The sequence below is a fragment of the Aquabacterium sp. A7-Y genome (assembly GCF_026153205.1).
Lineage (GTDB): Bacteria > Pseudomonadota > Gammaproteobacteria > Burkholderiales > Burkholderiaceae_C > Caldimonas.
Genome location: NZ_JAPFBW010000006.1, coordinates 158254 through 184946 on the forward strand (window position 1 = coordinate 158254; position 26693 = coordinate 184946).

The window sequence follows — 26693 nt, forward strand, 5'->3', positions numbered from 1 at the left end:
ACGATGATCAAGCGGCGAGAACTCCTGCGACATTCCGGCACCCTGGTGCTGCTGCTCGGTGCGCCGCACCTGGCCTTCGGCGCGAGCATCGTCGCCGTGCGGGTCTGGCCGGCCGAGGACTACACACGCGTGACCCTGGAAAGCGACACGCCGCTGAGCGCCAAGCACTTCGTGGTCGGCAACCCGCACCGCATGGTGATCGACATCGAGGGGCTGGAGCTGAGCCCGGCGCTGCGCGAGATCGTCGGCAAGGTGCAGGCCGACGATCCCTACATCTCGGGCGTGCGGGTCGGGCAGAACCAGCCGCGTGTGGTGCGCCTGGTGATCGACCTGAAGCAGGCGGCCTTGCCGCAGATGTTCACGCTCGCGCCCATCGCGCACTACCAGCACCGGCTGGTGTTCGACCTGCACCCCACCGTCGCGCCCGACCCGCTGCTGGCGCTGATCCGCGAGAGAGAGCAGGCCGAGCAGGAGGCCCAGAGCGCGATCGACGATGCGCTGGGCGAGTTCATCGGCCGCGCCGGCAAGAAGCCGCCCGCCGCGCCCGCTCCGCCGGCCATGGCCTCGGCCCCGTCGCCTGCAGCGCCGCCGCTGGCCGCCGGCACGCCCCCGCCGCAGCCGGGCCCGCCGACGCGCAAGGCCGAGGTCGACGCCCGCGAGCAGAAGAAGATCGACCGGCTGGTCATCGTCGCACTCGATCCCGGCCACGGCGGCGAGGATCCGGGGGCGATCGGGCCGAGCGGGCTGAAGGAGAAGGACGTGGTGCTGCAGATCGCGCGCAAGCTGCGCGACCGCATCAACGCCGAGCCCAACATGCGCGCGCTGATGACACGCGACAGCGACTTTTTCGTGCCGCTGAACCAGCGGGTCGAGAAGGCCCGGCGGGTCCAGGCCGACCTCTTCATCTCGGTGCATGCCGACGCCTTCATCACGCCCAAGGCGCGCGGCGCTTCGGTGTTTGCGCTGTCCGAGCGCGGCGCCACCAGCACCGCGGCGCGCTGGATCGCCAACAAGGAGAACGCGGCCGACCTGGTGGGCGGCGTCAACGTCAAGCACAGCGACGCGCATGTGATGCGGGCCTTGCTCGACATGTCGACCACCGCGCAGATCAACGACAGCCTGCGCATCGGCGGCGAGGTGCTGGGCCAGATCGGCAAGGTCGGCAAGCTGCACAAGCCGCGCGTCGAGCAGGCCGGCTTTGCGGTGCTGAAGGCACCCGACATCCCCTCCATCCTGGTCGAGACGGCCTTCATCTCCAACCCCGAGGAAGAGTCCAAGCTCAAGAGCGGGGACTACCAGGAGGAACTGGTGGACGCGATGATGAAGGGCATCAAGCGCTACTTCGCGAAGAACCCGCCGCTGGCAAGGAACCGGCAGTTGTAGCGAGACGGCGCCGGTCCGGTTTGCTGCACAATGCGCCCATGGGCAGCGGTACGAGCCAGCCACCGGAACAAGGAGTCCACACCATGGGACTGCCGTTGAAGAAGCTGTCACCTGCTGAATACCTCGCGTGGGAGGAGGAGCAGCCCGAGCGTTACGAATACGTCGATGGCGAGATATTCGCCATGGTCGGCAGCCGACGCACGCACGGTCGAGTCGTGATGAACTTGTCTCGCCACCTCGGCAACCACCTTGAAGGAGGCCGCTGCCAAGTGTTCAGCGAAAGCATGAAGCTGCACATCGGCAAGGCGACCTACGTGTACCCCGACATCTTCGTGACGTGCGACCCCGCCGATCTCGCGACGGAGCGGTTCTTCAGGTCACCCATCCTGATCGTCGAGGTGCTGTCGTCTTCCACTCAAGACCACGACCGTAATGGCAAGTTCGCCCTGTACCGGCGCCTCGCGACGCTGCGAGAGTATGCCTTGGTCGACCCTGATACGCAGCGTGTCGAGGTGTTCCGACTCGGGGCAGACGGCCTTTGGGATTTGCACGACCAGACCGATGGCGGCCGCCTGATGCTCGCCAGTGTCGACTTCGAGTTGCCGCTCGGTCGGCTCTTCGACGGCGTGACACCGTCGGCAGTTTGAACATGGCCGTCCGCCGAGCGGGGAACCGGTTCCCCGTACATCACGGTCGAACTGCAGTGCAGGACAATCACGCCATGGACAGCGGTATGAGCCAGCCACCGGAACAAGGAGTCCACACCATGGGACTGCCGTTGAAGAAGGTGTCGCCTGCTGAATACCTCGCGTGGGAGGAAGAGCAGCCTGAGCGTTACGAATACGTCGATGGTGAAATTTTCGCCATGGTCGGCGGCTGGCGAAGGCATCACCAGATCGTGGTGAAGCCGGTTCGGCATCTCGACGAGCACCTGGAAGACACCCCGTGCGAGGTCGCCAGCGAAACCATGAAGCTGCGCATCGGCGGCGATGCTGTCTTCTACCCCGACATACTCGTCACCTGTGATCCCAAGGATCTCGCGAGACAGCAGTATTGCGAATCGCCGTTCCTGATTGTCGAGGTGCTGTCGCCCTCGACCGAAGCCTACGATCGCACCCGGAAGTTCGAGCTGTACCGGCGTATAGCCTCGCTGCGCGAGTACGTGCTGATCGATCCCGAAACCCTGCGCATTGAGGTTTTCCGCCTTGGGAACGACGGCTTGTGGGCTCTCCACGATCAGAGCGGCGGCCCCTCCCTGAGCCTGCAAAGCCTAGATTTCGAGCTGCCGCTGCGTCAACTTTTCAGGCGCCTGAAGCCACCCGTCTTTCCCTGAACCGCTGCCAGGCCCTCAAGCCGCCGGCGCCGCGCGCCGCGCCTTCCACGCCCCGAAGATCGCGATCGACCCCGGGATCAGGATCAACGCCCAGATGATCTTGCTCAGGTTGGCCTGCACCCAGGGCATATTGCCGAACAAATAGCCGGCCAGCGTCAGCCCGCCGACCCACAGCAGCCCGCCCGCGACATTGAAGGCGGTGAACCGGGCCCGGTTCATCTCCGCCACGCCCGCGACGAAGGGCGCGAAGGTGCGCAGGAAGGGCATGAAACGCGCCAGGATGATCGTGACGCCGCCGTGCCGCTCGTAGAAGGCATGGGCCGCGTTGAAGGCCTGACGGTTGAAGAAGCGCGACTGCTCCCAGCGGAACACGCGCGGCCCGAAGTAGCGGCCGATGCTGTAGTTGAGCTGGTCGCCCAGCACCGCGGCGACCATCAGCAGCGCCATCGCCAGCGGCAGATTCATCAGCCCCGCGCCGCACAGCGCGCCGACGACAAACAGCAGCGAGTCGCCGGGCAGGAAGGGCATCACCACCAGACCGGTCTCGACGAAAACGACCGCGAACAGCAGCGCATAAACCCAGGTGCCGTAGTTCTGCACGAAGTCCGCCAGGTGACGGTCCACGTGCAGGATGAAGTCGATGAGAAAGCTGACGAGTTCCATGGCCGCGATTATCGGGGCCCCGCGGGCCCGCCCAACTCGGGGGGCCCGCCGTGGTATGCATACTTTTACAATCCTCCGGCCCACCGGGCTGAGGGGAGCGAGGCGACCGCCGAGCTCGTACACAAATACATCGATAAATTCACATCGGAGAGGTCACCTTGACCCCGTCACTCGTTTACAAGCACGAGGCTTCGCTCGCGGCCATCACGCTCGTGTTCTCGCTGATGATCTGGTTCTCGCTGATCTTCGGCACCCTGGGCATTGGCCTGGTCTACCTGCTGTTCGCCTTCGTCGGCTACCTGTTCGTGCAGTCGGCCTTCATCTCCTACATCAAGGGCACCGCGGCCAAGCTGACCGCCGACCAGTTCCCGGACCTGCACCGCCAGTTCGTCGAGTGCTGCGACAAGCTGGGCCTGAAGGAGCGGCCCGAGGCCTACCTGCTGCACGGCGACGGGCTGTTCAACGCCTTCGCGACCCGTTTCCTCGGCCGCGACTTCGTGATCCTGCTGGCGGACATGGTGGATGCCTTCGAGAACCAGCCCGAGGCCATCAACTTCTACATCGGCCATGAGCTGGGGCACATCCGCCGCAAGCACCTGACCGGCGCGGTGCTGCGCTGGCCGGCCGGCATGCTGCCGCTGATCGGGCCGGCCTACCGGCGTGCGCAGGAGTACACCTGCGACCTGCACGGCCTGGCCTGCTGCCCCAATCCGGAGATCGCCGGGCGGGCCCTGGCTGCCCTGTCGGCCGGCGGCAAGCGCTGGAGCGACGTCAACCTGAGCGAACTGGCGCGCCAGTCCGGGCAGAGCGGCGGCTTCTGGATGTCCTTCCACGAGATCACCGCCGACTACCCCTGGCTGGTCAAGCGACTGGCGCGCGTGATGGGCGGCGACAGCGTCGCCTTCCCGCGCCGCCACGCGCTGGCCTGGCTGCTGGGCGCCTTCACGCCCCGCCTCGGCCCACGCAGCGGCGGCGCCGCCGGGCTGGTCATCGTGATGATGGTCATCGGCATCCTGGCGGCGGTCGCGCTGCCAGCCTACAAGGGGTACAAGGACCGCGCCGGCGTGGCCGAGGCGGAGGCCGACACCGAGCTCGCCGACGCGCTCAAGGAGCTGGAATCGCGGCGCGGCAAGGCGGGCGGCGACCCGGCCGTGGCCGGGGCGCACGAGCATGCCAGCCAGGTCGCGCAAGCGGTCGGCGAATACATCAGCCGCAAAGGCTCGGCACCGGACTCGCTGCAGCAGGTGGGCCACAGCAGCGAGGAACTGCCCGAGGGCGTGCAGGAGCTGGAGTACAGCGCCGAGAACGGCTCGATCCGGGTTTCCCTGCCCGACGGCGGCAGCCTCACGCTGGTGCCCAGCCTCGATGGTGAACGCCAGGTCAGCTGGGATTGCGAAGGCGAGAACATCCCGGCAGAGGCCTTGCCCGAAGGCTGCAGTTCCGCACGCTGAGCTTGCCGGGGGAGCAGTGCCGGGGCGCCCTAAAATCCGCCCATGAGCGCCCTCCCCTTCTCCGTCCCGCGACGCCCGATCCGTGAACTGCCGGACGAGCTGATCAGCCAGATCGCCGCCGGCGAGGTGGTCGAGCGGCCCGCCTCGGTGGTGCGCGAACTGGTCGACAACGCGCTGGACGCGGGCGCCACCGAGATCACCCTCAAGCTGCTGGCCGGCGGCGTGCGCTCCATCGTGGTGGAGGACAACGGCGCCGGCATTCCGGCCGACGAACTGCCGCTGGCGCTGCGGCGCCACGCCACCAGCAAGATCGCCTCGCTGAGCGAGCTCGAATCGGTCGCCACGATGGGCTTCCGCGGCGAGGCGCTGGCCGCCATCGCCTCGGTCGCCGAGGTCAGCCTGCTCAGCCGCACCGCCGAGGCGCCGCACGCCTTCCGGCTCGACGCCCGCTCGGGCGAGCTGGCCCCGGCGGCACGCGCCGTCGGCACCAGCGTGGAGGTGCGCGAGCTGTTTTTCAGCACCCCCGCACGCCGCAAGTTCCTGAAGACCGATGCCACCGAGCTGGCCCACTGCGTCGAAGCGGTGCGCCGCCATGCACTGGTGCGTCCGGAGGTCGGCTTCGCGGTCTGGCACGAGGGCCGCCTGGTCGAGCAGTGGCGCCGCGGCTCGGCGGAGCAGCGCCTGAAGGACGTGCTGGGCGAGGACTTCATCGCGCAGAGCCGCCCGGTCGACGCCCGCATCGGCCCGCTGCACATCCGCGGCCGCGCCGGCGTGCCGGACGCGGCCCGCTCGCGCGCCGACCAGCAGTACTGCTATGTGAACGGCCGCTATGTGCGCGACAAACTGCTGACGCACGGCGCCCGCTCGGCCTACGAGGACGTGCTGCACGGCTCGCGCCAGCCGACCTATGTGCTGTTCGTCGAGATCGCGCCCGAGCGGGTCGACGTCAACGTGCACCCGACCAAGATCGAGGTGCGCTTCCGCGATTCGCGCGAGGTGCACCAGGCAGTGCGCCACGCGGTCGACGGCGCGCTGGCGCTGCCGCGTGCCGGCGAGCCGGGCGCCGAGGCGCCGGCACTCCACTGGCCCGGCGCCACGTCCACCGCCCCCTCCACGGACAGCGGCCTGCGGCCGGGCGGCACGGCCTCGACGGAGGGCCGGGGCTACGGCTCGACGCCGCCCCCCTGGCCGCTCCAGCCACAGGTGCAAGGCCACCTGGCGCTGCGCGACGCGGCCATCCTCTACGCTCAGGAAAGCGCGCCCCGCTCGTGGCCAGCGCCCCAGCCCGGCTCCGCTCGCGCCCCCGCAGCGGAGCCCGGTGCGGCGCCTTTCAGTGCACCGGCCGAGGCCCCCGAAGCCTGGCCGCTGGGCCGCGCGGTGGCGCAGATCGGCGGCATCTACGTACTGGCAGAAAACGCCCAGGGGCTGGTCATCGTCGACATGCACGCGGCCCACGAACGGATCGTCTACGAGCAGCTCAAGAGCCGGCTCGAAGCGCAGCGCATCGAGTCCCAGCCGCTGCTGATCCCGGCCACCTTCGCCGCGACGGCGCAGGAAGTCGCGACCGCCGAGGCACAGCGCGATGCCTTGCTGACCCTCGGCCTGGAGATCACGCCGCTGGGCCCGTCGACCCTGGCGATCCGCTCGCGGCCGGCCGCGCTGCCGGGCGCCGACGTGGTCGAGCTGGCCCGCAGCGTGCTGGCCGAGCTCTCGCAGTACGACGCCAGCAACGTGATCCAGCGGGCCCAGCACGAGCTGCTCGCGACCATGGCCTGCCACGGCGCCGTGCGCGCCAACCGCCGCCTCACGCTGGACGAGATGAACGCGCTGCTGCGCGACATGGAGCGCACAGAACGCGCCGACCAGTGCAACCACGGCCGCCCGACCTGGCGGCAGCTCTCGCTGCGCGAGCTCGACGCCCTCTTCATGCGCGGCCGCTGAGGCCGGCCGTTCTCCTGGCGGCTTCGCGGCCGGCCCCGGATCCGGGGCCTGCGCCCGGGCCGTGACTTGCTGCGCACTGCCGCCGGAAACGCGCACGGCGCCCCTGAACTTCCCGCCCGGGAAGCCGATCTGTGGCGCATGAACTTCGCTGTCGTCCTCCACCGGCGCCTCCTGCCGGCCCTGCTGAGCTTGCTGGTCCTGACGGCGGGCTGCAGCGCGCTGGACAGCCAGCAGCGCCGCTGGATCTTCCAACCCCAAGCGGCAGCGGCCCGGGCCGGGACCGCGCCGGCCGCCGGCACGCAGGACGTCTGGCTCGACTTCACCTCGCGCGAGAGTGGCGAGCCGGTGCGGCTGCACGCGCTTTGGTTCCCGGCGGACAAGGCGAACGCGCCCGCCCTGCTCTACCTGCACGGCGCCCGCTGGGGTGTGAGCGGGCGCGCCAGCGGCGACCGCATCCGGCGCATGCGCGAGATGGGCTTCAGCGTGCTGGCGGTGGACTACCGCGGTTTCGGCCTCAGCACGCCCAGCCTGCCGTCCGAGGCAGGCGCCCACGAAGACGCGCTGGCCGCCTGGCAGTGGCTGGCCCGGCACCAGCCCCAGGCGCCGCGCTACATCTTCGGCCATTCGCTGGGCGGCGCGATCGCGGTGCATCTGGCCTCGGAGGTGGAGGACCTGCAGGGCTTGATGGTCGAGGGCACCTTCACCTCGGTGGCCGACGTCTTCGCCACGATGCGCTGGGGCTGGCTGCCGATCTCCTGGCTCATCACCCAGCGCTTCGACTCGGCCGAGCGGATGGGGCGGGTGAAGGCGCCGGTGCTGGTGGTGCACGGCAGCGCGGACAGCCTGATCCGGCCCGAGCTGGGCCGCGCGCTGTACGAGCGTGTGCCGGGCCGCAAGCGCTTCGAGCTGGTCGAAGGCGGTTCGCACTTCAGCACCCACGCGCTGGGCGAGGCGCAGTACCGCGCGGCGCTGCAGGAGTTTTTCGGGCTCGCGCCGGCGCAAGCACTCGCCGGGTTTTAGCAGGACGGCAGCCGCGGAATTGTTGCGCCGGGCAGCGGCGTCCGCCCAGCGCATGGTCCAATCGGGACTTCCTCCCGCCCGATGTTCCCGATGAGCCAGCGCCCCAAGATTTCCCTGTCGCCCGCCGCGAAAGAAAAAGCCCCCCAGCGCCGTGACCGGCCGCCAGTGCGTGGGGCCGGCTCTGCGCCGCGCAAGCGTGCCGTCGCCAGCACGCCGCCGACGCGCGGGGAGGAAGCCGGCGCCAGTCAGCGACCCGGCTCGGCGACCGGCTCGTCCACCTCGGCAGCGGTGAAGCCTGCGCGTTCGCCGGCGCCACAACGCCCTGCCCCGGCACCCACGGGGCGGCCCCCAGCGCCCCGGTCCACCGCCCCGGCAGCGGCCCGCGCCGTGTCCGAGGCCGCCGCCCGCCCCGTCGCGCCACCCTCCGACGACCCGCGTCCACGCCTGTCCAAGCGCATGAGCGAACTGGGCCTGGCCTCACGACGAGAGGCCGACGAGTGGATCGAAGCCGGCTGGGTCCAGGTGGACGGGAAGACCATCACCGAACTGGGCAGCCGGGTCTCGCCGGAACAGCACATCAGCGTGGACCCGGCGGCGCGCCGGCAGCAGGCGCAGCGCGTCACGGTGCTGCTCAACAAGCCCATCGGCTATGTGAGCGGGCAGGCCGAGGACGGCTACGAGCCGGCCGCCGTGCTGGTGACAGCGCAGAACCACTGGCCCGGCGACCGCTCGGGCAACCGTTTCCAGGGCTCCCACCTGCGCGGGCTGGCTCCGGCCGGCCGGCTCGACATCGATTCGACCGGCCTGCTGGTGCTGACCCAGGACGGCCGCATCGCGCGCCACCTGATCGGCCAGGACTCCTCGGTCGAGAAGGAATATCTGGTGCGGGTGCAGTACCACCGCCCGGGCCGCTTGCCCGACGTCTTTCCGCAGGAAGACCTGATGCGGCTGCGCCACGGGTTGAGCCTGGACGGCAAGCAGCTGCTGCCGGCCAAGGTGTCGTGGCAGAACGAGGACCAGCTGCGTTTCGTGCTGCGCGAGGGCCGCAAGCGCCAGATCCGGCGCATGTGCGAAGCGGTGGGCCTGAAGGTCGTCGGCCTCAAGCGCATTCGCATCGGCAGCGTCGTGCTCGGCGAGCTGCCGCCCGGCCAGTGGCGCTACCTGCGCGACGACGAGCGGTTCTGAGCGGGTCTGCGGGAGCGCCGCTACTTGCGCAGGCCCAGCGCCAGCAGCGCCACGCCGCTGGCCAGCGCCGCGGCGCCGGCCCAGGCCGGCACCCGCTTTTCGGTCTGCACCTGGGCCTTGAAGTCGCCCAGCTGGAAGACGGTCTCATTCGAGGTGAGCGACAGCCCGCGCACCAGGATGTACCCGCCCAGCCCGATCAGGGCGCTGCCCGCCACGGCCAACACGATCTTCTTCATCACGACTCTCCGAACCGGCGCCGGGACCGGCCCCTGCTTTTTTTCATTCGGCGCTAGCGCGTTGCGCCCGCCGCCTCGACCTTCTCCTGCAGCGCCTTGGCCTGCGGCAGGAACGGGCCGCCCAGCGCCAGGGCCTGCCGCGCCGCTTCGCGGGCCCGGTCACGGCGGCCGAGTTCGAGCTCGACGTTGCCGTGGTTGATCCAGGCAGCGGCATGGCGGTGGGCCCGGCCGACAGCTTCGAAAACGGCGCTGGCCTCGACCTTCCGGCCCGCAGCATACAGGGTGTTGCCGCGGCCCATCTGCAAGGTCAGGTTGTGTGGCCAACGCTCGACCGCGGTCTGGTAGGCGACCGCCGCCGCCGCGGGCTGCCCGACACGCTCGAAGGCCAGCAAGGCGCGTGTCAGCTCGGCCTCGCCGGCGCTGGCGGGCAGCCGGCCGGGCGGCAGCGCGACAAAAGCCCAGTGCTGCGAGCGCGCCCAGGTGTGCTCGAAGGTGTGCATGCGCATCGCCAGACGCCGCTCGTGGCCCGAACGCAGCAGCACGCTGCCCGCATCGAGGTCGTACCCGACGACCACCGCGTAGTGCCAGGTCGGCGCCACCGCCAGGCCCAGGTTCTGCAGGATCACCACCGGCGAGCCGGCTGCCAGCTCGCGGCACAGCGCGCCCAGCTGGGGCGGCAGTTGCACCGCCAGTGCGCCCAGCCGGCGCGCGGCGGCCAGCATCTCGATCTGCAGCGAGCCCTCGCGACCGGGCAGGTAGACCAGCGGCTGCAGCTCGGCCGGCGTCGCAGGAATGCCGGCGGCTCCCAGCACCGCTGCGAGCGACTCGGGGCCGCAGAGATAGCGCTGGTCCTGCGGGAAAAACGGCGTGTTCTCCAGCTCGACGCGGCGTGGCAGGCCCGCCGCGCCGTCGCGGCCGAGCAGCAGGGAGGTCTGGGTGGCAGCGCAGCCCGCCAGACCCAGTGCGGCCCAGGCCCCGGCACCCGCAAGCAGCCGGCGCCGGCTTTCCGGGCCGGCAACTTCCAGCCCGGCCCGTGTACTGCTCAACACGGCAAACTCAGCGGACCGAGCGGGTGAAGGGGAAGATCTTCGTGAAGCCGAGGATGTCGGTCACCAGCAGCAACACGAAGACGAAGACCACCACACCCAGCACGTCACCGCCAGCCGGCGCCTCGTCGATCTGGGCCACCAGGGCCGCCGCGTCCTCGTCGCTCAAGGCTGCCACCCGCTCGCGCGCCTGCTCCGCGCTGACGCCGTAGGCCTGCAGACGCTCCGCCAGGCCGGGGCGGTCGAGCTCGGTGGCCAGCCGGGCGCGCTGGGTGTCGCCGGCGGCGCTGCGGGCCTGGGCCGCCACCTCCTGCGCCACCTGCTCGGTGCTGATCAGCGTGGCCTGGCTGGTCTGGGCCATCGCGCCGAAGGCCAGCGACAGCGACACGGCGCAGGCCGTCGAGCGCACGAAGCGGGACAAGGACGGGGAGCGGGTCATGGCGGATCTCCTTCGAGGGAATTCGTGTGGACTGTGTAAACACGGGACAGGCCGTCCGGGCGCCGCCACTGGTGCGCGCCGCGGGGCTCGGGCCCCGAGCGCACGGATTGTGCGGCTAAACCCGCGTGGGCAACCGGGTCTCAAGGTGAGCGACTGTTTGCAGATATGTCTGCCGCCCCGCGGGCCCGGGATCGGCTCTGCTACCCTCCCGGCATGGTTTTCCTGTATCCCGCCCCGCCGGCCGTCGCTGCCCGCGGGCCCGCCGTGCCATGAGCCGGCTCGACTGCATCTGCCTCGCCGGTCCGACCGCCTCGGGCAAAACCGCCGCCGCGCTGGCGGTGGCCCGGGTGCTGCCGATAGAGATCGTCAGCGTCGACTCGGCGCTGGTCTACCGCGGCATGGACCTTGGCACCGCCAAGCCGAGCCGGGCCGAGCTGGACAGCGTGCCGCACCACCTGATCGACATCCTCGACCCGGCCGGGGCCTATTCGGCTGCGCAGTTCGTCGCCGACGCGACGCGCCTCGTCGGCGAGATCCGGGGCCGCGGGCGCCTGCCGCTGCTGGTGGGCGGCACGATGCTTTATTTCAAGGCTTTGCTCGACGGCATGGACCCGCTGCCGGCCGCCGACCCCGAGGTGCGCGCGGCGCTGGACGCCGAGGCGGCGCAACGGGGCTGGCCGGCCTTGCACGCCGAACTGGCCCGCGTCGACCCGGGCACCGCCGCGCGCCTGTCCCCCAACGATTCACAGCGCATCCAGCGCGCGCTGGAAGTCTGGCGCGTCTCGGGCCAGCCGCTCTCTGCCTTCCACACCGACCGTTTCGGCGCCGAACGCGCCGCGCTGCCACCGCCGGCACCGCTGGTCTCGCTGGAGCCGGACCGGCGCGACTGGCTGCACGGCCGCATCGGCGCGCGCTTCGAGGCCATGCTCGCGCAGGGCCTGGTCGATGAGGTGCAGCGGCTGCGCGCCCGCGGCGACCTGAGCCTGGCGCTGCCCTCGATGCGTTGCGTGGGCTATCGGCAGGTCTGGGAGATGCTGGACGGCGAGTTCCCGGCGGGCGAACTGGCCGAGCGCGGCGCAGCCGCGACGCGCCAGCTCGCCAAGCGGCAGCTGACCTGGCTGCGCGGCATGCCGCACCGCGAGGTGGTGGCGTGCGACGCCGACAATGCCACCGACCAGGTCGTGAAGGCGGTCCAGCGGCTGCACCAGGAGATGGAGGCCGGGCCATGAAGGCCACCGCCTCGACCGGCCGGACGCCCGAGATGCCGCAGAGTTCCGGGGGCCCGGTGCTGCAGGTGCGCGGGCTCGGCAAGCGCTACGGGGAGGACTGGGTGTTCCGCGGTGCCGACCTCGTCGTCGCGCCCGGCGAGTTTGTCGCCGTCCTGGGGGAGTCGGGGGTCGGCAAGTCCACGCTGCTCAACTGCATCGCCGCGTTGGACCGGCCCGACGCCGGCGAGGTGGAGGTGCTGGGACAGCCGGTGAGCCGCCTGGACGAGACCGCTCAGGCGCACTTCCGCCGCCGTCATCTCGGCTTCGTGTTCCAGGCTTTCCACGTGCTGCCGCATCTTTCGGTGGCGCAAAACGTCGCGCTGCCGCTGCTGCTGCTGGGCACGCCCGACGACAGCCGGGTCGAGCAGGCGCTGCAGGCGGTCGGGCTGCAAGGGCTGGGCGAGCGGCTGCCGCAACAGCTCTCAGGCGGCCAGCTGCAACGCGTCGCGATCGCGCGGGCTTTGATCCACCGCCCGGCGCTGATCCTGGCCGACGAACCCTCCGGCAACCTCGACCCCGCGACGGCGCAGCGCGTGATGGACGCGCTGGCCCGGCAGGTGAGCGAGCACCGGGCGGCCTGCGTGCTGGTGACCCATTCGCTCGGCGCGGCGCGACGGGCCGACCGGGTGCTGAGGCTGACCGCCGAAGGGCTGACCGCCGCCGGCGATCCCGAGCCCATCGAGCATTGACCGGCATCAAGCCGCGCCACCGGCGCCGGCTGTCTGCAGGGCCTGAGCTGCGGCATCGACCTGATGAGCGACGCGGACTACGTGGTGCCACTCGGGCCGAGACGGGCCGCTTGAGGCGGCTCGCCGGTCAACCGCCGGCCACGGCCCCGAGGTGGCCGTAGCGCGCGCTGCAGACGCGGTTGCGGCCGGCACGCTTCGCGTCGTAAAGCGCGACGTCAGCATCGTGAATCAGGGCTTCGAGGCCGCTCATCTCAGGCCGCAACGCCGCCACGCCCAGGCTCACGGTGGCTTCCACCGTCTTCTCGCGCCAGTCCAGCGCGAGCCGCGCGACCTCCTGGCGGATGCGCTCGGCCATCGCCAGCGCGCCGGCCAGGTCGGTCTGCGGCAGCAGCACGATCAGCTCCTCACCACCGAAGCGCGCCAGGATGTCAGTGCTGCGCAAGGTGGCTCGGCAGGCCAGCGCGATCTCGCGCAGCAACTGGTCGCCGCACTGGTGCCCATGGGTGTCGTTGACCTGCTTGAAGTGGTCGGCATCGACCAGGATCAGCGCCAGCGGCGTGCCGTAGCGGCGCGCCCGCAGCAGTTCCACCTCGCCCAGTTCAGCGAAGTGGCGGCGGTTGTAGCTGTGGGTCAGCTCGTCGGTGATGGCCAGCTGGCGGATCCGCAGACGCGACGCCTCCAGCTCGTAGAGCAGCCGGAGGATCAGGTAGCCCGACAGCGGTGCCACCGTCAGCACACACACCGAGGTGGCGATCAGCGCCGGCTGCAGCGGCCGCCCCACCAACCAGTTGATGCTGCCGCTGATGCACATCGAGGGTCCCAGCACCAGCAAGGTGTAGAGCAGGTTGGCCCGGGTGAGCCCGAGGGCCAGCACCCGGCGCCGCAGGTGGTCCCAGCCGGTCGGTGCGGCGGGAGGCGGAAGAGGATGGTGCGAGGCTTCCACGGCGGGGCTGATGCAAAAAGCGCTGATGTTTACACGCGACTCGCAGCTCGTGTGAATTTTTCACGCCCCCGAACCTGGGGAGTGTGGCGCAGGCGCCACCGCACAATACGGGGGTGAGCCCCGCCTCCCTGCCTCTTCGCGCCCCTCGCCCCCCGGCCTCGCCGCTGCGCCGGCTGCTGTCGACCTACTCCTGGAGCGAGCTGCGCCACCATCCCTGGCGGCACCTCGCCGCCGTGCTGGCGGTGCTGCTCGGCGTGGCGCTGGCGTTTTCGGTGCACCTGATCAACCAGTCGGCGCTGAGCGAGTTCAGCGCCGCGGTGCGTGCCGTCAACGGCCAGCCCGACCTGGAGCTGCGCGGGCCGCAGGGCGGCTTCGACGAGGCACTCTACGAAGCCGTTGCCGCTCATCCACAGGTCGCCCACGCCAGCCCGGTGGTCGAGGTCCAGAGCTATGCGAGACGCCCCGATGGCCGGCGCGTCGCGCTGCGCGTGGCCGGGATTGACGCCCTGGTCGTCGCGCCGCTGGCGCCGGCACTGCTGCCGCAGCTGGCGGAGAACGAGGACAGGCTGAACCTGTTCGCGCCCGGGGCGATCTCACTCAACGCTGCGGCGCAGCAGGCGCTGGGGCTGCGGCCGGGCGAGACCGTCGAGGTCCAGAGCGGGCTGGACTGGGTCCGCTTGCGGGTGGTCGGCAGCGTGGCCGCGGCCGGCCCGGCGCTGGGCGTGATGGACATCGCCGGGGCCCAGGCCGCCTTCGGCCGACTGGGCCGGCTCTCGCGCATCGACCTGCAGCTCGCCGCCGGGGCCTCGTCGGAGGCCGTGCGGCGCACGCTGGCGCTGCCGCCGGGCGTGCAGGCGGTCGGCCCGCAGGACGCGTCGGAGCGCATCTCCAATGTCTCGCGCGCCTACCGGGTCAACCTCACGGTGCTGGCGCTGGTGGCCCTGTTCACCGGCGGTTTTCTGGTGTTTTCGGTGCTGTCGCTGTCGGTCGCCAAGCGCCTGCAGCATTTCGCGCTGCTGGGCGTGCTGGGCCTGAGCGCTCGCGAGCGGCTGCAGCTGGTGGTGGCCGAGGCGGCGCTGCTGGGGGGGCTGGGCAGTGCGCTCGGCCTGGCGCTGGGCACCGGCTTGGCCGCGCTGGCGCTGCGCCTGCTGGCCGGCGACCTGGGCGGCGGCTATTTCCCCGGCGTCGCGCCCGGCCTGCAGTTCTCGTCGGCCGCCGCCCTGCTTTACGGCGGGCTGGGCGTGCTGGCGGCCTTGCTGGGCGGCTGGTTGCCCGCGCGCGCGGCGCAGGCGCTCGCGCCGGCGCAAGCGCTCAAGGGCCTGGGCGACCTGCAGAGCCGCCGCGGCCGGCGCGGCCTCGGACTGGTGCTGCTGGCCGGCGGCGCGGCTCTGGCGCTGCTGCCGCCGGTGGGCGGACTGCCGCTGTTCGCCTACCTGTCGGTGGCGGCCCTGCTGGTCGGTGGCATTGCCTGCGTTCCCGACGCCGTAGCGTTGCTGCTGGCCGCGCTCGGCCCGAGCCGCCAGCCGCAAGCGCTGCTCGCGGTGGAGCGGGCGCGCCGTATGCGCCACAGCGCCACGGTCGCGGTGGCCGGTGTGGTCGCCGCGCTCAGTCTTGCAGTGGCCTTGACCGTCATGGTGGCGAGCTTCCGGGACTCGGTGGGACGCTGGCTGGACGCGGTGCTGCCCGCCGACCTGTATGTGCGCACCGCCGTCGATACGGCAAGCGCCGAGGCCGTGTTCCTGGCTCCCGAGCTGGTCGAGGCGGTGGCGCGGCTGGACGGTGTCGAGCGGCTCGAGACCCTGCGCATCACCAGCCTGACGCTGGCCCCGACACGCCCCGGCGTGGCCTTGATCGCGCGTCCGCTCAGCGAGCCCGAGCGCAGCCTGCCGCTGACCGGCGAGCTGAAACCGGCCCGGCCGGGTGTCGTCGGCCTGTTCGTCAGCGAGGCCATGGTCGACCTCTACGGTGCCCGGCCCGGCACCCGCCTGCGGCTGCCGCTGCCCGGGCCCGGCGGGCCGGCGCTCGAGGGCGAGGTGCGCGGCATCTGGCGCGACTATGTGCGCCAGCACGGCTCGGTCGTGATCGACAGCGCCGACTTCGTGCGCCACACCGGCGACACGCGGGTCAACGACCTGTCGCTGTGGCTGCGCGACGGCGCCTCCGCCGCGCAGGTGCAGGCCGGCATCCGGGCGCTGGGCGGCGCGGCCGCCCCGCTCGACTTCGCCTCGGCCGGCGAGATCCGGGCGCGCTCGCTACAGATCTTCGACCGCAGCTTCGCCGTCACCTATTGGCTGCAGGCGGTCGCCGTGGCGATCGGCCTGTTCGGCATCGCGGCCAGCTTCTCGGCCCAGGTGCTGGCGCGGCGCAAGGAGTTCGGCTTGCTGCGGCACCTCGGCTTCACGCGGGCCCAGGTGCTGGCGGTGGTGGCCGGCGAAGGGGCGGCCTGGACCGCGGCGGGCGCCGCGCTGGGATTGGCGCTGGGCCTGATGGTGAGCGTGGTGCTGGTGCACGTGGTCAACCCGCAGAGTTTCCACTGGAGCATGGACCTGCTGTTGCCTTGGGGCCGGCTGCTGGCGCTGTGCGCTGCGGTGGTGCTGGCCGGCAGCCTGACCGCCTACCTCGCCGGCCGCGCCGCGGCCGGGCGCGACGCGGTGCTGGCCGTGAAGGAGGACTGGTGATGTCGAGACGCGGCTGGCTCAGGACGGCCGGCGGACTGCTGCTGGCGCCCGGCGTCGGATGGGCCCAAACCACGCAGCCGCCTGCACCGCCCACCGTGCGGCGCGGCACGATGCTGGCCTTCCCGCGCGATTTCGGCGCGCACCCGGAGCACCGCACCGAGTGGTGGTACATCACCGGGCGGCTGCAGGCGCCGGGCGAAGCCCGGCCCTTCGGCTTCCAGATCACGTTTTTCCGCTCGCGCGTCGACGCGGCGTCCGGCACCACCAGCCGCTTTGCCGCCACCCAGCTGGTATTCGCGCATGCGGCGCTGACCGATCTCGGCGCCGGCCGCCTGCTGCACGACCAGCGCATCGCGCGCGCCGGCTTCGGCATCGCTGGCGCCTCGACCATGGACACCGACGTGAAGCTGCGCGACTGGCGCCTGACGCGCTTCGGTCCGCCCGGCCAGAGCCGCTACCGCGGTGTGCTGACGGCCGCGGCCTTCGCGCTGGAGCTGGACCTGAACCAGACCCAGCCGCTGCTGCTGCAGGGCGACGCCGGTTACTCGCAGAAGGGGCCCTTGCCGCAACAGGCCAGCCATTACTACTCGCAGCCGCAGCTCGCCGTGCAGGGCCGCGTGAGAGTCGGCGACCGCTGGCACGCCGTGCAGGGCCGGGCCTGGCTGGACCATGAGTGGTGGAGCGAGGCACTGCTGGACCCGAGCGCGACCGGCTGGGACTGGATCGGCATGAACCTGGACGACGGCGGCGCACTGTGTGCCTTCCGCCTGCGCCGCGCCGATGGCAGCACCCTGTGGGCCGGCGGCAGCTTCCGCCCCGCGGGCAGCCCGAGCAGCCGCAGCTTCGCGGCCGAGGAGGTGCACTTCCTGCCCGGGCCGCGCTGGACCAGCCCGGCAACCCGCGCCAGCTACCCGGTGCGCTGGACGGTGGAAACGCCGGTCGGCCGGTACACCGTGCGGGCCCTGCTGGAGAACCAGGAGCTCGACAGCCGCGGCTCCACCGGCGCGGTCTATTGGGAAGGGCTGAGCGAGTTGCTCGACGCGGCCGGCCGGCGCGTCGGCCATGGCTACCTGGAGATGACCGGCTACGCCGACCGGCTGCGGCTGTAGGGCCGGCCCGGCAACACCGGCCGCCGCCCTGCCCGCCTCAATGCGCCCCGCCGGCGTCCGCGGCTGTCGCGCCGCCCTTCCTGGGCCGCGTCAACCACAGCATCGCGATGAGTGTGATGAAGAGGAAGGCCGAGGCCAGGAAGATGTCGTCCGCCGCGCGCGTGAAGGCCTGCTGGTCCATCAGCCGGTTGATCTGTGCCGCCGCCTGCTCGGGGCTCAGACCAGCTGCGGCGAGCCGGGCCATCGTCTCCTGCAACACCGGGTCGGTCGCCGGCAGGCGCTCGGCCAGGTGGGCGTGGTGCAAGGTCGCGCGGCTCTCCCACACCGTGGTGGACAGCGAGGTGCCCATCGCGCCGGCCGTGATGCGCACGAAGTTGCTCAGTCCCGAGGCGGCCGGGATGCGCTCGGGCGCCAGCCCCGAGAGCACGATGGTGTTGAGCGGGATGAAAAAGAAGGCCATCGCCGCGCCCTGCATCAGGGTGGGCACCAGGATGGTCCCCATGTCGGCCTGGCTCGTGAAGTGCGAGCGCATCCACAGCACCAGCCCGAAGCCGAGGAAGGCCACCGTGGCCAGCCAGCGCGGATCGACCTTGCTGACATTCCTGCCGACGAGGGGTGTCAGCAGGATCGCCAACAGCCCCACCGGCGCCAGCGCCATGCCGGCGGCCGTCGCGGTGTAACCCATGTACTGCTGCAGCCACAGCGGCAGCAGCACCACGTTGCCGAAAAACAGGCCGTAGGCGACCGCCAGCGTCAGCGAACCCAGCGCAAAATTGCGCCGGCCGAACAGGCGCAGGTCAACGATCGGATGCTCCTCGGTCAGCTCCCAGGCGAGGAACACCACGAAGCCGATGGCCGCGACCACCGCGTAGGCAATGATCTCCTCGGAGTGGAACCAGTCCAGCTCCTTGCCCTTGTCCAGCATCATCTGCAGCGCGCCGACCCACAGCACCACCAAGGCGATGCCCACCCCGTCGACCGGCAGCTTGCGGGTCGGCGTCTCGCGCCTGGCGTAGATGCGCCAGGTGATGGCGGCCGCGAGCAGCCCCACCGGCACGTTGATGTAGAAGATCCAGGGCCAGGACACGTTGTCGGTGATCCAGCCGCCCAGCAGCGGCCCCATCACCGGGGCCACCAGGGTCGTCATCGCCCACATGCCGAGCGCGGAGCCGGCCTTGGACTTCGGGTAGCTGGACAGCAGCAGGGTCTGCGACAAGGGGATCATCGGCCCCGCCACCAGCCCCTGCAGCACGCGGAAGGCGATCAGCAGCTCCAGCGAAGGCGCGAAGCCGCACAGCCAGGACGCCAGCACGAACAGCAGCACGCTTGCCGTGAACAGGCGCACCGCGCCGAAACGCTGCGTCAGCCAGCCGGTCAGCGGCACCGAGATGGCGTTGGCGACGCCGAAGCTGGTGATGACCCAGGTGCCCTGGCTCGGGCTGACGCCCAGGTCGCCGGCGATGGCCGGCAGCGACACGTTCGCGATCGACGAGTCGAGCACGTTCATGAAGGTCGCCAGCGACAGCGCCAGGGTGCCGAGCACCAGCGAGCCGCCTTGCAGCGGCGGGGGCGGCAGGTAGGCCGCCGGAGCTTGTGGAGTCGCGCTCATGGGCGGGGACCGGCTCAGGAACGGCGGGCCAGGGCAACGCCGGCCTGCACGCCGGCGGCCGGCTTCGCCACGGTCTCACGGCGGATCGGCGCGTGCGCCCCGGAGCCGACGTTGCCCGCGATGATCTTCTGCACCAGCGCGTCGGCGTCGCGGTCGATCGGCTCGAACACCGTGGTCTGGGCCACCGGCGCGCGGCGCGGTGCGTCGGCCAGGGTCTTGCCGTCCAGATCGCTCACGTCGACACGCGCTTCCATCGACAGGCCCACGCGCAGCGGGTGCGCCTCCAGCTCCTTGGGGTCGAGCGCGATGCGCACCGGCACACGCTGCACCACCTTGATCCAGTTGCCGGTCGCGTTCTGCGCCGGCAGCAGCGAGAAGGCGGCGCCGGTGCCGGCCCCCAGGCCGGCCACCCGGCCGTGGTACTCGACCTGGCTGCCGTAGACGTCGGCCGTGAGCGTCACCGGCTGGTCGATGCGCAGGCGCTGCAGCTGGCTTTCCTTGAAGTTCGCGTCCACCCACACCTGCTTGAGCGGCACGATGGACATCAGCGGCGCACCCGCCTGCACACGCTGGCCCACCTGCACGCTGCGGCGGGCGATGTGGCCTTCCAGCGGCGCCGGCAGGTCGGCGCGCTTGAGCGCCAGGTAGGCCTCGCGCACGCGGGCGGCGGCGCGCTGCACGCTGGGGTGCTGCTGGACGCTGGTGCCTTCGGTGAGCGACTGGTTGGAGCCGAGCTGCTGGCGGGCCGCCATGACGGCCGACTCGGCCGCCGCGACCGCGCTGCGCGCTGCAGCGAGCTGGGCATTGGCATGGTTGAACTCTTCCTTGCCGACCGCGCCGGTGGCCACCAGCGGGGTGCGGCGGGCCACGTCGTCCTGAGCCCGCGCGAGCTCGCTGCGGGCGCGCGCCAGGTCGGCCTCGCGCAGCGCGATCTGGGCCTGCAGTGCGCCGTTGTTGGCGAACAGCACGCGCACCTCGCGCACCGCCTGGGCCAGCTGGGCCTCGGCCTGCTCCAGCGCGACCCGGGCGTCGGCCGGATCGAGGCGCACCAGCACCTGGCCGGCCTTCACGTAGTCGGTGTCGTCGGCCTCGATGGCGAGCACGGTGCCGCCCACCTGGGGTGTGATCTGCACCACGTGGCCTTGCACGTAGGCGTTGTCGGTGCTCTCGACCCGCCCGGCGAACAGCAGGTTCCAGGCGAGGCTGCCGCCGCCGACGAGCAGCACGGCGGCGGCGATCACGCCGAGCGATTTCTTGCGTCGCGCGCGGCGGGTGGCGTTGATGTCTTCGGCAGCGGCGGGCGCGTTGGAGGAATGGCTCATGATGATGTTTCGGAATTCGATGGAAGGTGGGCGGCGTGCCAGGTCCTGGGGCGACGGCTCAGCTGTGCGGCGCGAAGGCGGCCTCGGCGGTGTAGCCGCCGCCGAGCGCGCGCATCAGGCCGATGCGGCTGTCGAGCGCGCGGGCCTTGAGGTCGGTGGCCTGGCGGCGCTGCGCGAGCACGCTGGTCTCGGCGCTGAGCACCGTCAGGTAGCTGCCGAGACCCGCGCGGTAGCGTTGCAGCGCCAGGTCGTAGGCGCTTTCGGCGGCCGCCGCGGCGGCCTGCTGCTCGCGCTGCTGGCGCAACACCGAGGCGGCGGAGGCGAGCTGGTCGGCCACCTCGTGCACCGCGTCGATCACCGCCGAGTTGTAGCTGCCGACGGCGGCGTCCAGCTCGGCGGTCTTGCCGCGCAGGCCGGCACGCAGGCGCCGGCTGTCGAAGACGGGCAGGTGGATGGCGGGGCCGATGCCGTACTGCTGGCTGCCGCTTTCGAGCAGCCGGTCCAGGCCGATCGAGGACAGACCGGCGAAGGCGACCAGGTTGACGTTGGGATAAAACTGCGCCTTCGCGGCGGCGACGTCGCGGCCGGCTGCTTCGACCCGCCAGCGGGCCGCCTCGACGTCCGGGCGCCGGCCCAGCAGGTCGACCGGCAAGCTGCCGGGCAAGGGCTGCTCGGCGACCGTGCCGAGACGGGGCTGCAGGGTCGCCAGCGCGGCCGGCGGCTGCGCCGTCAGCGCGGCGAGCGCATGGCGCGTCAATGCGATCTGCTCGTCCAGGGCTTCGAGCTGGCCGCGCGTTTCGGGCAGCGCGCCCTCGCCCTGGCGCAACTCGACCGTGGTGTCCAGGCCGGCCTGCACGCGCTGACGGATCAGGCCCAGCAGCTCTTCGCGCTGTGCCAGCGCCCGTGCGCTGACCTCGCGCAGTTCCAGCAGGCGGGCCAACTGCACGTAGCTGCGCGCGACATTGGCGGCCAGCAGGACACGGGCCGCTTCGACATCGGCCTGCGCCGCTCGCTCGGCGCCCAGCGCAGCCTGCAGTGCCGCGGCGTGGCGGCCGAAAAAGTCGATCTCCCAGCTGGCGCCCAGTTGCAGCGTGGCGGTGGTGGCCATCGAGCCGGCCAGCGGCGGCGGCACCATGCCGTTTTCGGTGTAGCGCTGGCGGGTCGCCTCCGCCTTGCCCTGCACCTGCAGGCCGCCCGCTGCATCGGCCAGACCGGTGGCCGCCGAAGCGCGCTGCAGCCGGGCTTGCGCGACCACCAGGCCGGGGTGGTCGGCCAGCGCGCGCTCGATCAGCGCATCCAGCGCCGGATCCTGGAAGTCGCGCCACCATTGCGGACGCACCGAGGCCGTGACAGGTGCCGACGCGCCGGCCAAGCCGGCCGCCTCGGGGCTGAACGCCCGGGCCTGAGGCTCGATGCCGGAGTAGCTGGCGCAGCCGGCAAGGGCCAGCGCAACCAGCAGGACCGCGCCCAGGCGCGGGCGCCAGGTGGGGCGTGAGGAAAGGGAGACGCTCATCGTCAAACCTTGCTATAGCTGTATTTGCCTAGGCAACAATCAAACCGAAAAAAGAGGAAGGAGCTGCCTCCCGCCTCAGCTGTCGGACCGCTCCTCCCCGCGCAGCGCTTCGCCGTTGGCGATCATGCGGCGGAGGTAGTCCTTGAGGGTCTGCCACTCGGGCTCGCTGAAACCGGCCAGGTGCGCGTTGAGCACCTCGGACAACACACCCGGGACTTCATCGGCAAGGCGCTCGCCTTCCGGGGTCAGCTCGATCTGCACGACCCGCCGGTCCTGGGTCGAGCGCACGCGCCGGCACAGGCCCTTGCTTTCGAGCCGGTCGAGCAGGCGTGTCATCGCGCCGGTGTCGGTCTGCGTCTGGCGCGCCAGTTCGGCCACCGTGGTCGCCTGGAAGGCGCGGATCTTGTAGAGCGGGGCCCACTGCACATGCGTCAGGCCCTGAGGCGCCAGGCGCCGGTCGACCGCGTTGGCGATCAGGCCCAGCACGCGGCGCATCAGATGGCCGACGCTCTCGTCGGCGGTGTAGCCGTCGGCGCGGTAAAACTCGGCAGGCTTGGGAACTCGGGACATGGGCAAGACATTACTTGTCTAGGCAAACATTGTCAAGGCAACAACTTCACGTCGGGCCGTGAAGCCCACTCAGCCGGTGCCACCGCGCCGGCTCGCCCCCTCCCCTACACTGCGCCGATGTCCGCCGTCCTCCCTTCCGACACCCGCGCCCCCAGCGGGCGTGCCCGATCCGTGCGGCCGCTCGCGGGTCTCACGCCCTATCTGCGACCCTACCGGGGCCGCATCGCGCTCGCGGCCTTGTTCCTGCTGCTGGCCGCGGTCAGCACCTTGGTTTTCCCGGTCGCGCTGCGCGGCCTGATCGACCAAGGCCTGGTGGCCGCCGATCCGGGGCAGCGCCTGCTCGCGCTGCGCGGGCACTTCCTGATGCTATTCGGCGTCGGGGTGGCACTGGGTTTCTTTTCGGCAGCGCGCTTCTACATGGTGACCTGGCTGGGCGAGCGCATCACCTCCGACCTGCGCGATGCGGTCTATCGGCACGTGATCCGCCAAAGTCCGGAGTTTTTCGAGACCACGCGCACGGGCGAGGTGCTGTCGCGCCTGACCACCGACACGACGCTGGTGCAGACGGTGGTCGGCTCCAGCCTGTCGATGGGCCTGCGCAATGCCGTGCTCGGGCTGGGCGCGCTCGGCATGCTGGTCGTCACGGACCCCTATGTGATGACGCAGGTGCTGGGCCTCCTGGTGCTGGTGGTGCTGCCGTCGCTGTGGATCGGCCGGCGCGTGCGCAAGCTCTCGCGCGCCAGTCAGGACCGGGTGGCCGACTCCAGCGCCCTCGCGGCCGAGGTGCTGAACGCCGTGCCGGTGGTACAGAGCTACACGCAGGAAGACCACGAGGCGGCCCGCTTCGATGCGTCCACCGAGCGCGCCTTCGCGACCGCGGTACGGCGCACCCGGGCGCGCTCGGCGCTGGTGGCCTTCATCATCATCGCGATCTTCGCGGCGCTGCTGTGGGCGCTCTACCAGGGCACCGAAGCGGTGCTGCAGGGCCGCATCAGCGCAGGGCACCTGGGCGAGACGGTGGTCTACGTGATCCTGCTGGTCAGCTCGGTGGCCGTGCTGGCCGAGGTCTACGGCGACCTGCTGCGCGCCGCGGGCGCGACCGAGCGGCTGATGGAATTGCTGCAGAGCCAGTCGCCGATCGCCTCGCCACCCGCGCCCCGAGCCCTGCCCGCGGTGCGCGGCGGCTCCTCGGTGCGGCTGCACGAGGTGAGCTTCAGCTACCCTTCGCGCCCCGGCGCACCGACCTTGCACCACTTCTCGCTCGACGTGCGGCCCGGCGAGACGGTGGCGCTGGTCGGACCCAGCGGCGCCGGCAAAAGCACCGTGTTCCAGCTGCTGCTGCGCTTCTACGATGCCCAGCACGGCGCCGTCGAGATCGACGGCGTGCCGGTGCGCGAGGCCTCGCTGCACGCCTTGCGCGGGCGCATCGGCATCGTGCCGCAGGACAGCGTGATCTTCTCGACCGACGCGATGGAGAACATCCGCTATGGACGGCCCGACGCGAGCGACCAGGAGGTCATGGAGGCCGCCCGTGCCGCTTTTGCCGACGGCTTCATCCGGGCGCTGCCGCAGGGCTATCAAACCTTCCTCGGCGAGCGCGGCGTGCGCCTGTCGGGCGGGCAGCGCCAGCGCCTGGCGATCGCGCGCGCGATGCTCAAGAACCCGCCGCTGCTGCTGCTCGACGAAGCCACCAGCGCGCTCGATGCCGAAAGCGAACGTATGGTCCAGGCCGCGCTCGAGGCGGCCATGCAGGACCGCACGACCCTGGTGATCGCCCACCGCCTCGCCACGGTACAGCGCGCCGACCGCATCGTCGTGATGGAGCACGGACGTATCGTCGAGGTGGGCCGCCACACCGAGCTGATCGCGCGCGGCGGGCTGTACGCGCAGCTGGCGGCGCTGCAATTCGCGGCACCCGACGAGGCAAGCGTTTCGGAGCCATAATGGCCCGCCGCGCGCGCGAGCGCGCGGCCTGCTGTCCCCTTTCTGCCCTCCGTGCCTGCCAGCCAGCCGCCCGCCATGACTTCCGCTCCCGCCCGTCCGGTCCGCACCCAGTACGAAAGTTTCATGCGCCACGTGTACGAGCACGGCACGGCCAAGACCGACCGCACCGGTACCGGCACGCGCAGTGTGTTCGGGCACCAGATGCGCTTCGACCTCAGCGAGGGGTTCCCGCTGGTGACGACGAAAAAGCTCCACACCAAGTCCATCGTCTACGAGTTGCTGTGGTTCCTGCGCGGCGACAGCAATGTGCAGTGGCTGCAGCAGCACGGCGTCTCGATCTGGGACGAATGGGCCCGTGAGGACGGCGACCTGGGCCCGGTCTACGGTGTGCAGTGGCGCTCCTGGCCGACGCCGGACGGCGGCCACATCGACCAGATCGAGGAGGTCCTGCGCACGCTCAAGACCAACCCGGACTCGCGCCGCATGCTCGTCAGCGCCTGGAACGTGGCCGAGCTGTCCAAGATGGCCCTGATGCCCTGCCATGCGATGTTCCAGTTTTACGTTGCCGAGGGGCGGCTGAGCTGCCAGCTCTACCAGCGCAGCGCCGACATCTTCCTGGGTGTGCCCTTCAATATCGCCAGCTACGCGCTGCTGACCCACATGGTGGCGCAGCAGTGCGACCTGGGCGTCGGGGACTTCATCTGGACCGGCGGCGACTGCCACATCTACAACAACCACTTCGAGCAGGTCGAGCTGCAGCTCACGCGCGAGCCCTACCCCTACCCGGTGTTGCAGATCAAGCGCCGGCCAAGCTCGATCTTCGACTACACGTACGAGGACTTCGAGTTCCTCGACTACCGGCACCACGCGGCGATCAAGGCCCCCGTGGCGGTCTGAGCGGCCGCCGGCGGCCTGTGGACGCCGCCCCTCTGTCCGGTCCTGGTCCTTCGCCCGCGGGATACTGGGCGCTCTGGCACGCCGCCTGCCCATACCGTGGCGGGGGACGCGCCGCGCCCCCTGCTCCCACCACCCATCGGCGCCCGCGCCACAATACCAGCCATGAGCATGCCAGACCTGCCTGAACTGAGCCTCATTGCCGCCGTGGCGCGCAACGGTGTGATCGGCCGCGACAACTCCCTGATCTGGCACCTGCCGGAGGACCTGCAGCACTTCAAACGGGTCACCCTCGGTTGCCCGGTGCTGATGGGCCGCAAGACCTTCGAGTCCATCGGCCGGCCGCTGCCGGGCCGGCGCAACGTCGTCCTCACGCGCGACGTGCACTGGACCGCTCCCGGCGTCGAGGAGGCGCCCTCGCTGCCGGCGGCGTTGGAGCTGCTCAAACACGCCACCAAGGTGTTCGTGATCGGCGGTGCCCATCTGTATGCCGAGGCGCTGCCGCTGGCCGACGAGCTGATCCTGACCGAGATCGACGCCGACTTCGAAGGCGACACCCACTTCCCCGACTGGGACCGCCAGGCCTTCGAGGAGGTCTCGCGCGAGACCCACCGCAGCCGTGAAGGCTGGGACTACCACTTCGTGACCTACCACCGCAAAAAAGCCGCCGACGCATGAAACTCGCGACCTGGAACGTCAACTCGCTGGCCGTGCGCCTGCCCCAGCTGCTCGCCTGGCTGGCCGAGCACCAGCCCGAGGTGGTGGTGCTGCAGGAAACCAAGCTGACCGACGACAAGTTCCCGCTGCCCGAGCTGGCCGAGGCCGGCTACCTGGCCCAGGCCTACGGCCAGAAGACCTACAACGGCGTGGCGCTGCTGAGCCGCGAGCCGGCCTCCGACATCATCAAGAACATCCCCGGCTTCGAGGATCCGCAGGCTCGCGTGATCGCCGGCACGGTGGGCGAGCTGCGGGTGATCGGCGCCTACTTTCCAAACGGGCAGGCTCCCGGCACCGACAAGTTCGACTACAAGATGCGCTGGTTACAGGCGCTGCGCGAGTGGGTGCGCAGCGAACTGGTGCGCTATCCGCGCCTGCTGCTGCTGGGCGACTACAACATTGCCCCCGAGGACCAGGACGTCTACGACCCGGTGGCCTGGGCGGGCCAGATCCATTGCACGCCCGAGGAACGCGAGCACTTCCGCCAACTGCTGGGCCTGGGCCTGCACGACGCCTTCCGGCTGTTCGAGCAGCCGCCCAAGAGCTGGTCCTGGTGGGACTACCGCAACCTCGCCTTCCGCAAGAACCAGGGCCTGCGCATCGACCACATCCTGGTCAGCGAAGCGCTGCGCCCGCAGGTGACGGCCTGCGCGATCGACAAGCTGCCACGCAAGAACGAGCGGCCGAGCGACCACGCCCCCGTGGTCGTGACCTTGCAGGGATGATGATCACCCCTCGTC

General features: G+C 71.0%; 24 protein-coding genes. 15 read left to right on the forward strand and 9 right to left on the reverse strand.

The window, feature by feature from the left end:
* The first annotated feature begins 3 nt into the window (after positions 1-3).
* The 3 genes from OOT46_RS07085 (at position 4) to OOT46_RS07095 (ending at position 2716) form a co-directional block, all read left to right on the forward strand.
* Positions 4-1383, forward strand: coding sequence for an N-acetylmuramoyl-L-alanine amidase (locus tag OOT46_RS07085; protein WP_265402893.1), 1380 nt, complete (start codon positions 4-6; stop codon positions 1381-1383).
* A gap of 83 nt (positions 1384-1466) precedes the next feature.
* Positions 1467-2030: a Uma2 family endonuclease gene (locus OOT46_RS07090; RefSeq protein WP_265402894.1), complete on the forward strand. Its 564-nt coding sequence runs from the start codon at positions 1467-1469 to the stop codon at positions 2028-2030.
* A 119-nt stretch (positions 2031-2149) separates the two neighbouring features.
* Complete coding sequence (locus OOT46_RS07095) at positions 2150-2716, forward strand: Uma2 family endonuclease (RefSeq protein WP_265402895.1); 567 nt, start codon at positions 2150-2152, stop codon at positions 2714-2716.
* A 15-nt stretch (positions 2717-2731) separates the two neighbouring features.
* Here OOT46_RS07095 and OOT46_RS07100 read toward each other — a convergent pair whose 3' ends face one another.
* Entirely contained in the window at positions 2732-3379 is a 648-nt protein-coding gene (locus OOT46_RS07100) for a DedA family protein (RefSeq protein WP_265402896.1), read from the reverse strand.
* A gap of 158 nt (positions 3380-3537) precedes the next feature.
* Here OOT46_RS07100 and OOT46_RS07105 point away from each other — a divergent pair, with 158 nt between their 5' ends.
* The 4 genes from OOT46_RS07105 to OOT46_RS07120 all read left to right on the forward strand — a co-directional run bounded on the left by OOT46_RS07105 (position 3538) and on the right by OOT46_RS07120 (position 8976).
* Positions 3538-4830 (forward strand): M48 family metalloprotease, encoded by a 1293-nt coding sequence (locus OOT46_RS07105; RefSeq protein WP_265402897.1) that lies wholly within the window; start codon positions 3538-3540, stop codon positions 4828-4830.
* Between the two features lie 42 nt (positions 4831-4872).
* Positions 4873-6771 (forward strand): DNA mismatch repair endonuclease MutL, encoded by a 1899-nt coding sequence (gene mutL, locus OOT46_RS07110; RefSeq protein ID WP_265402898.1) that lies wholly within the window; start codon positions 4873-4875, stop codon positions 6769-6771.
* Positions 6772-6909: 138 nt separating this feature from the next.
* Positions 6910-7791, forward strand: coding sequence for an alpha/beta hydrolase (locus OOT46_RS07115; RefSeq protein ID WP_265402899.1), 882 nt, complete (start codon positions 6910-6912; stop codon positions 7789-7791).
* A gap of 387 nt (positions 7792-8178) precedes the next feature.
* On the forward strand, positions 8179-8976 hold the full coding sequence (locus OOT46_RS07120) for a pseudouridine synthase (RefSeq protein WP_322114239.1): 798 nt from the start codon (positions 8179-8181) through the stop codon (positions 8974-8976).
* A 20-nt stretch (positions 8977-8996) separates the two neighbouring features.
* Here the strand turns inward: OOT46_RS07120 and OOT46_RS07125 are convergent, their stop codons facing one another.
* Genes OOT46_RS07125 through OOT46_RS07135 form a run of 3 tightly spaced genes read right to left on the reverse strand, consistent with a single transcriptional unit; the run spans position 8997 to position 10697 of the window.
* Positions 8997-9212, reverse strand: a complete 216-nt coding sequence (locus OOT46_RS07125; protein WP_265402900.1) for a hypothetical protein — start codon at positions 9210-9212, stop codon at positions 8997-8999.
* 53 nt (positions 9213-9265) lie between these two features.
* On the reverse strand, positions 9266-10261 hold the full coding sequence (locus OOT46_RS07130; RefSeq protein ID WP_265402901.1) for a PA2778 family cysteine peptidase: 996 nt from the start codon (positions 10259-10261) through the stop codon (positions 9266-9268).
* A gap of 7 nt (positions 10262-10268) precedes the next feature.
* Positions 10269-10697 (reverse strand): PA2779 family protein, encoded by a 429-nt coding sequence (locus OOT46_RS07135; protein WP_265402902.1) that lies wholly within the window; start codon positions 10695-10697, stop codon positions 10269-10271.
* Between the two features lie 269 nt (positions 10698-10966).
* Between OOT46_RS07135 and miaA the strand changes: the two genes are divergently transcribed.
* Both miaA and OOT46_RS07145 read left to right on the forward strand, forming a co-directional pair.
* A complete protein-coding gene (gene miaA, locus OOT46_RS07140; protein WP_265402903.1) occupies positions 10967-11926 on the forward strand; it encodes a tRNA (adenosine(37)-N6)-dimethylallyltransferase MiaA in 960 nt (319 codons plus the stop codon).
* Complete coding sequence (locus OOT46_RS07145; RefSeq protein WP_265402904.1) at positions 11923-12654, forward strand: ABC transporter ATP-binding protein; 732 nt, start codon at positions 11923-11925, stop codon at positions 12652-12654. The genes miaA and OOT46_RS07145 overlap by 4 nt, the downstream gene beginning before the upstream one ends.
* Positions 12655-12781: 127 nt before the next feature.
* Here OOT46_RS07145 and OOT46_RS07150 read toward each other — a convergent pair whose 3' ends face one another.
* On the reverse strand, positions 12782-13597 hold the full coding sequence (locus OOT46_RS07150) for a GGDEF domain-containing protein (RefSeq protein ID WP_265402905.1): 816 nt from the start codon (positions 13595-13597) through the stop codon (positions 12782-12784).
* Between the two features lie 164 nt (positions 13598-13761).
* Between OOT46_RS07150 and OOT46_RS07155 the strand changes: the two genes are divergently transcribed.
* Both OOT46_RS07155 and OOT46_RS07160 read left to right on the forward strand, forming a co-directional pair.
* Entirely contained in the window at positions 13762-16275 is a 2514-nt protein-coding gene (locus tag OOT46_RS07155; RefSeq protein WP_265402966.1) for an FtsX-like permease family protein, read from the forward strand.
* Positions 16275-17384, forward strand: a complete 1110-nt coding sequence (locus OOT46_RS07160; protein ID WP_416136161.1) for a lipocalin-like domain-containing protein — start codon at positions 16275-16277, stop codon at positions 17382-17384. Before OOT46_RS07155 ends, OOT46_RS07160 begins: the two co-directional genes overlap by 1 nt.
* Before the next feature lie 37 nt (positions 17385-17421).
* Here the strand turns inward: OOT46_RS07160 and OOT46_RS07165 are convergent, their stop codons facing one another.
* From OOT46_RS07165 to OOT46_RS07180, 4 genes are all read right to left on the reverse strand, one after another.
* On the reverse strand, positions 17422-18993 hold the full coding sequence (locus OOT46_RS07165; RefSeq protein ID WP_265402906.1) for a DHA2 family efflux MFS transporter permease subunit: 1572 nt from the start codon (positions 18991-18993) through the stop codon (positions 17422-17424).
* Between the two features lie 14 nt (positions 18994-19007).
* Complete coding sequence (locus OOT46_RS07170) at positions 19008-20315, reverse strand: HlyD family efflux transporter periplasmic adaptor subunit (protein ID WP_265402907.1); 1308 nt, start codon at positions 20313-20315, stop codon at positions 19008-19010.
* 58 nt (positions 20316-20373) lie between these two features.
* Positions 20374-21828, reverse strand: coding sequence for an efflux transporter outer membrane subunit (locus tag OOT46_RS07175; RefSeq protein WP_265402908.1), 1455 nt, complete (start codon positions 21826-21828; stop codon positions 20374-20376).
* 75 nt (positions 21829-21903) lie between these two features.
* Entirely contained in the window at positions 21904-22398 is a 495-nt protein-coding gene (locus tag OOT46_RS07180) for a MarR family winged helix-turn-helix transcriptional regulator (protein WP_265402909.1), read from the reverse strand.
* Positions 22399-22515: 117 nt separating this feature from the next.
* Between OOT46_RS07180 and OOT46_RS07185 the strand changes: the two genes are divergently transcribed.
* From OOT46_RS07185 to xth, 4 genes are all read left to right on the forward strand, one after another.
* Positions 22516-24342, forward strand: coding sequence for an ABC transporter transmembrane domain-containing protein (locus OOT46_RS07185; RefSeq protein ID WP_265402910.1), 1827 nt, complete (start codon positions 22516-22518; stop codon positions 24340-24342).
* A gap of 75 nt (positions 24343-24417) precedes the next feature.
* Positions 24418-25239 (forward strand): thymidylate synthase, encoded by an 822-nt coding sequence (locus OOT46_RS07190; protein WP_265402911.1) that lies wholly within the window; start codon positions 24418-24420, stop codon positions 25237-25239.
* A gap of 162 nt (positions 25240-25401) precedes the next feature.
* Positions 25402-25914 carry a dihydrofolate reductase gene (locus OOT46_RS07195; protein ID WP_416136158.1) on the forward strand — a complete coding sequence of 171 codons (513 nt, stop codon included), beginning with the start codon at positions 25402-25404 and terminating at the stop codon, positions 25912-25914.
* The gene (gene xth, locus OOT46_RS07200) at positions 25911-26678 is read left to right on the forward strand and encodes an exodeoxyribonuclease III (protein WP_265402912.1); all 768 of its coding nucleotides are present in this window, start codon (positions 25911-25913) and stop codon (positions 26676-26678) included. Before OOT46_RS07195 ends, xth begins: the two co-directional genes overlap by 4 nt.
* The last annotated feature ends 15 nt before the right edge of the window (positions 26679-26693 follow it).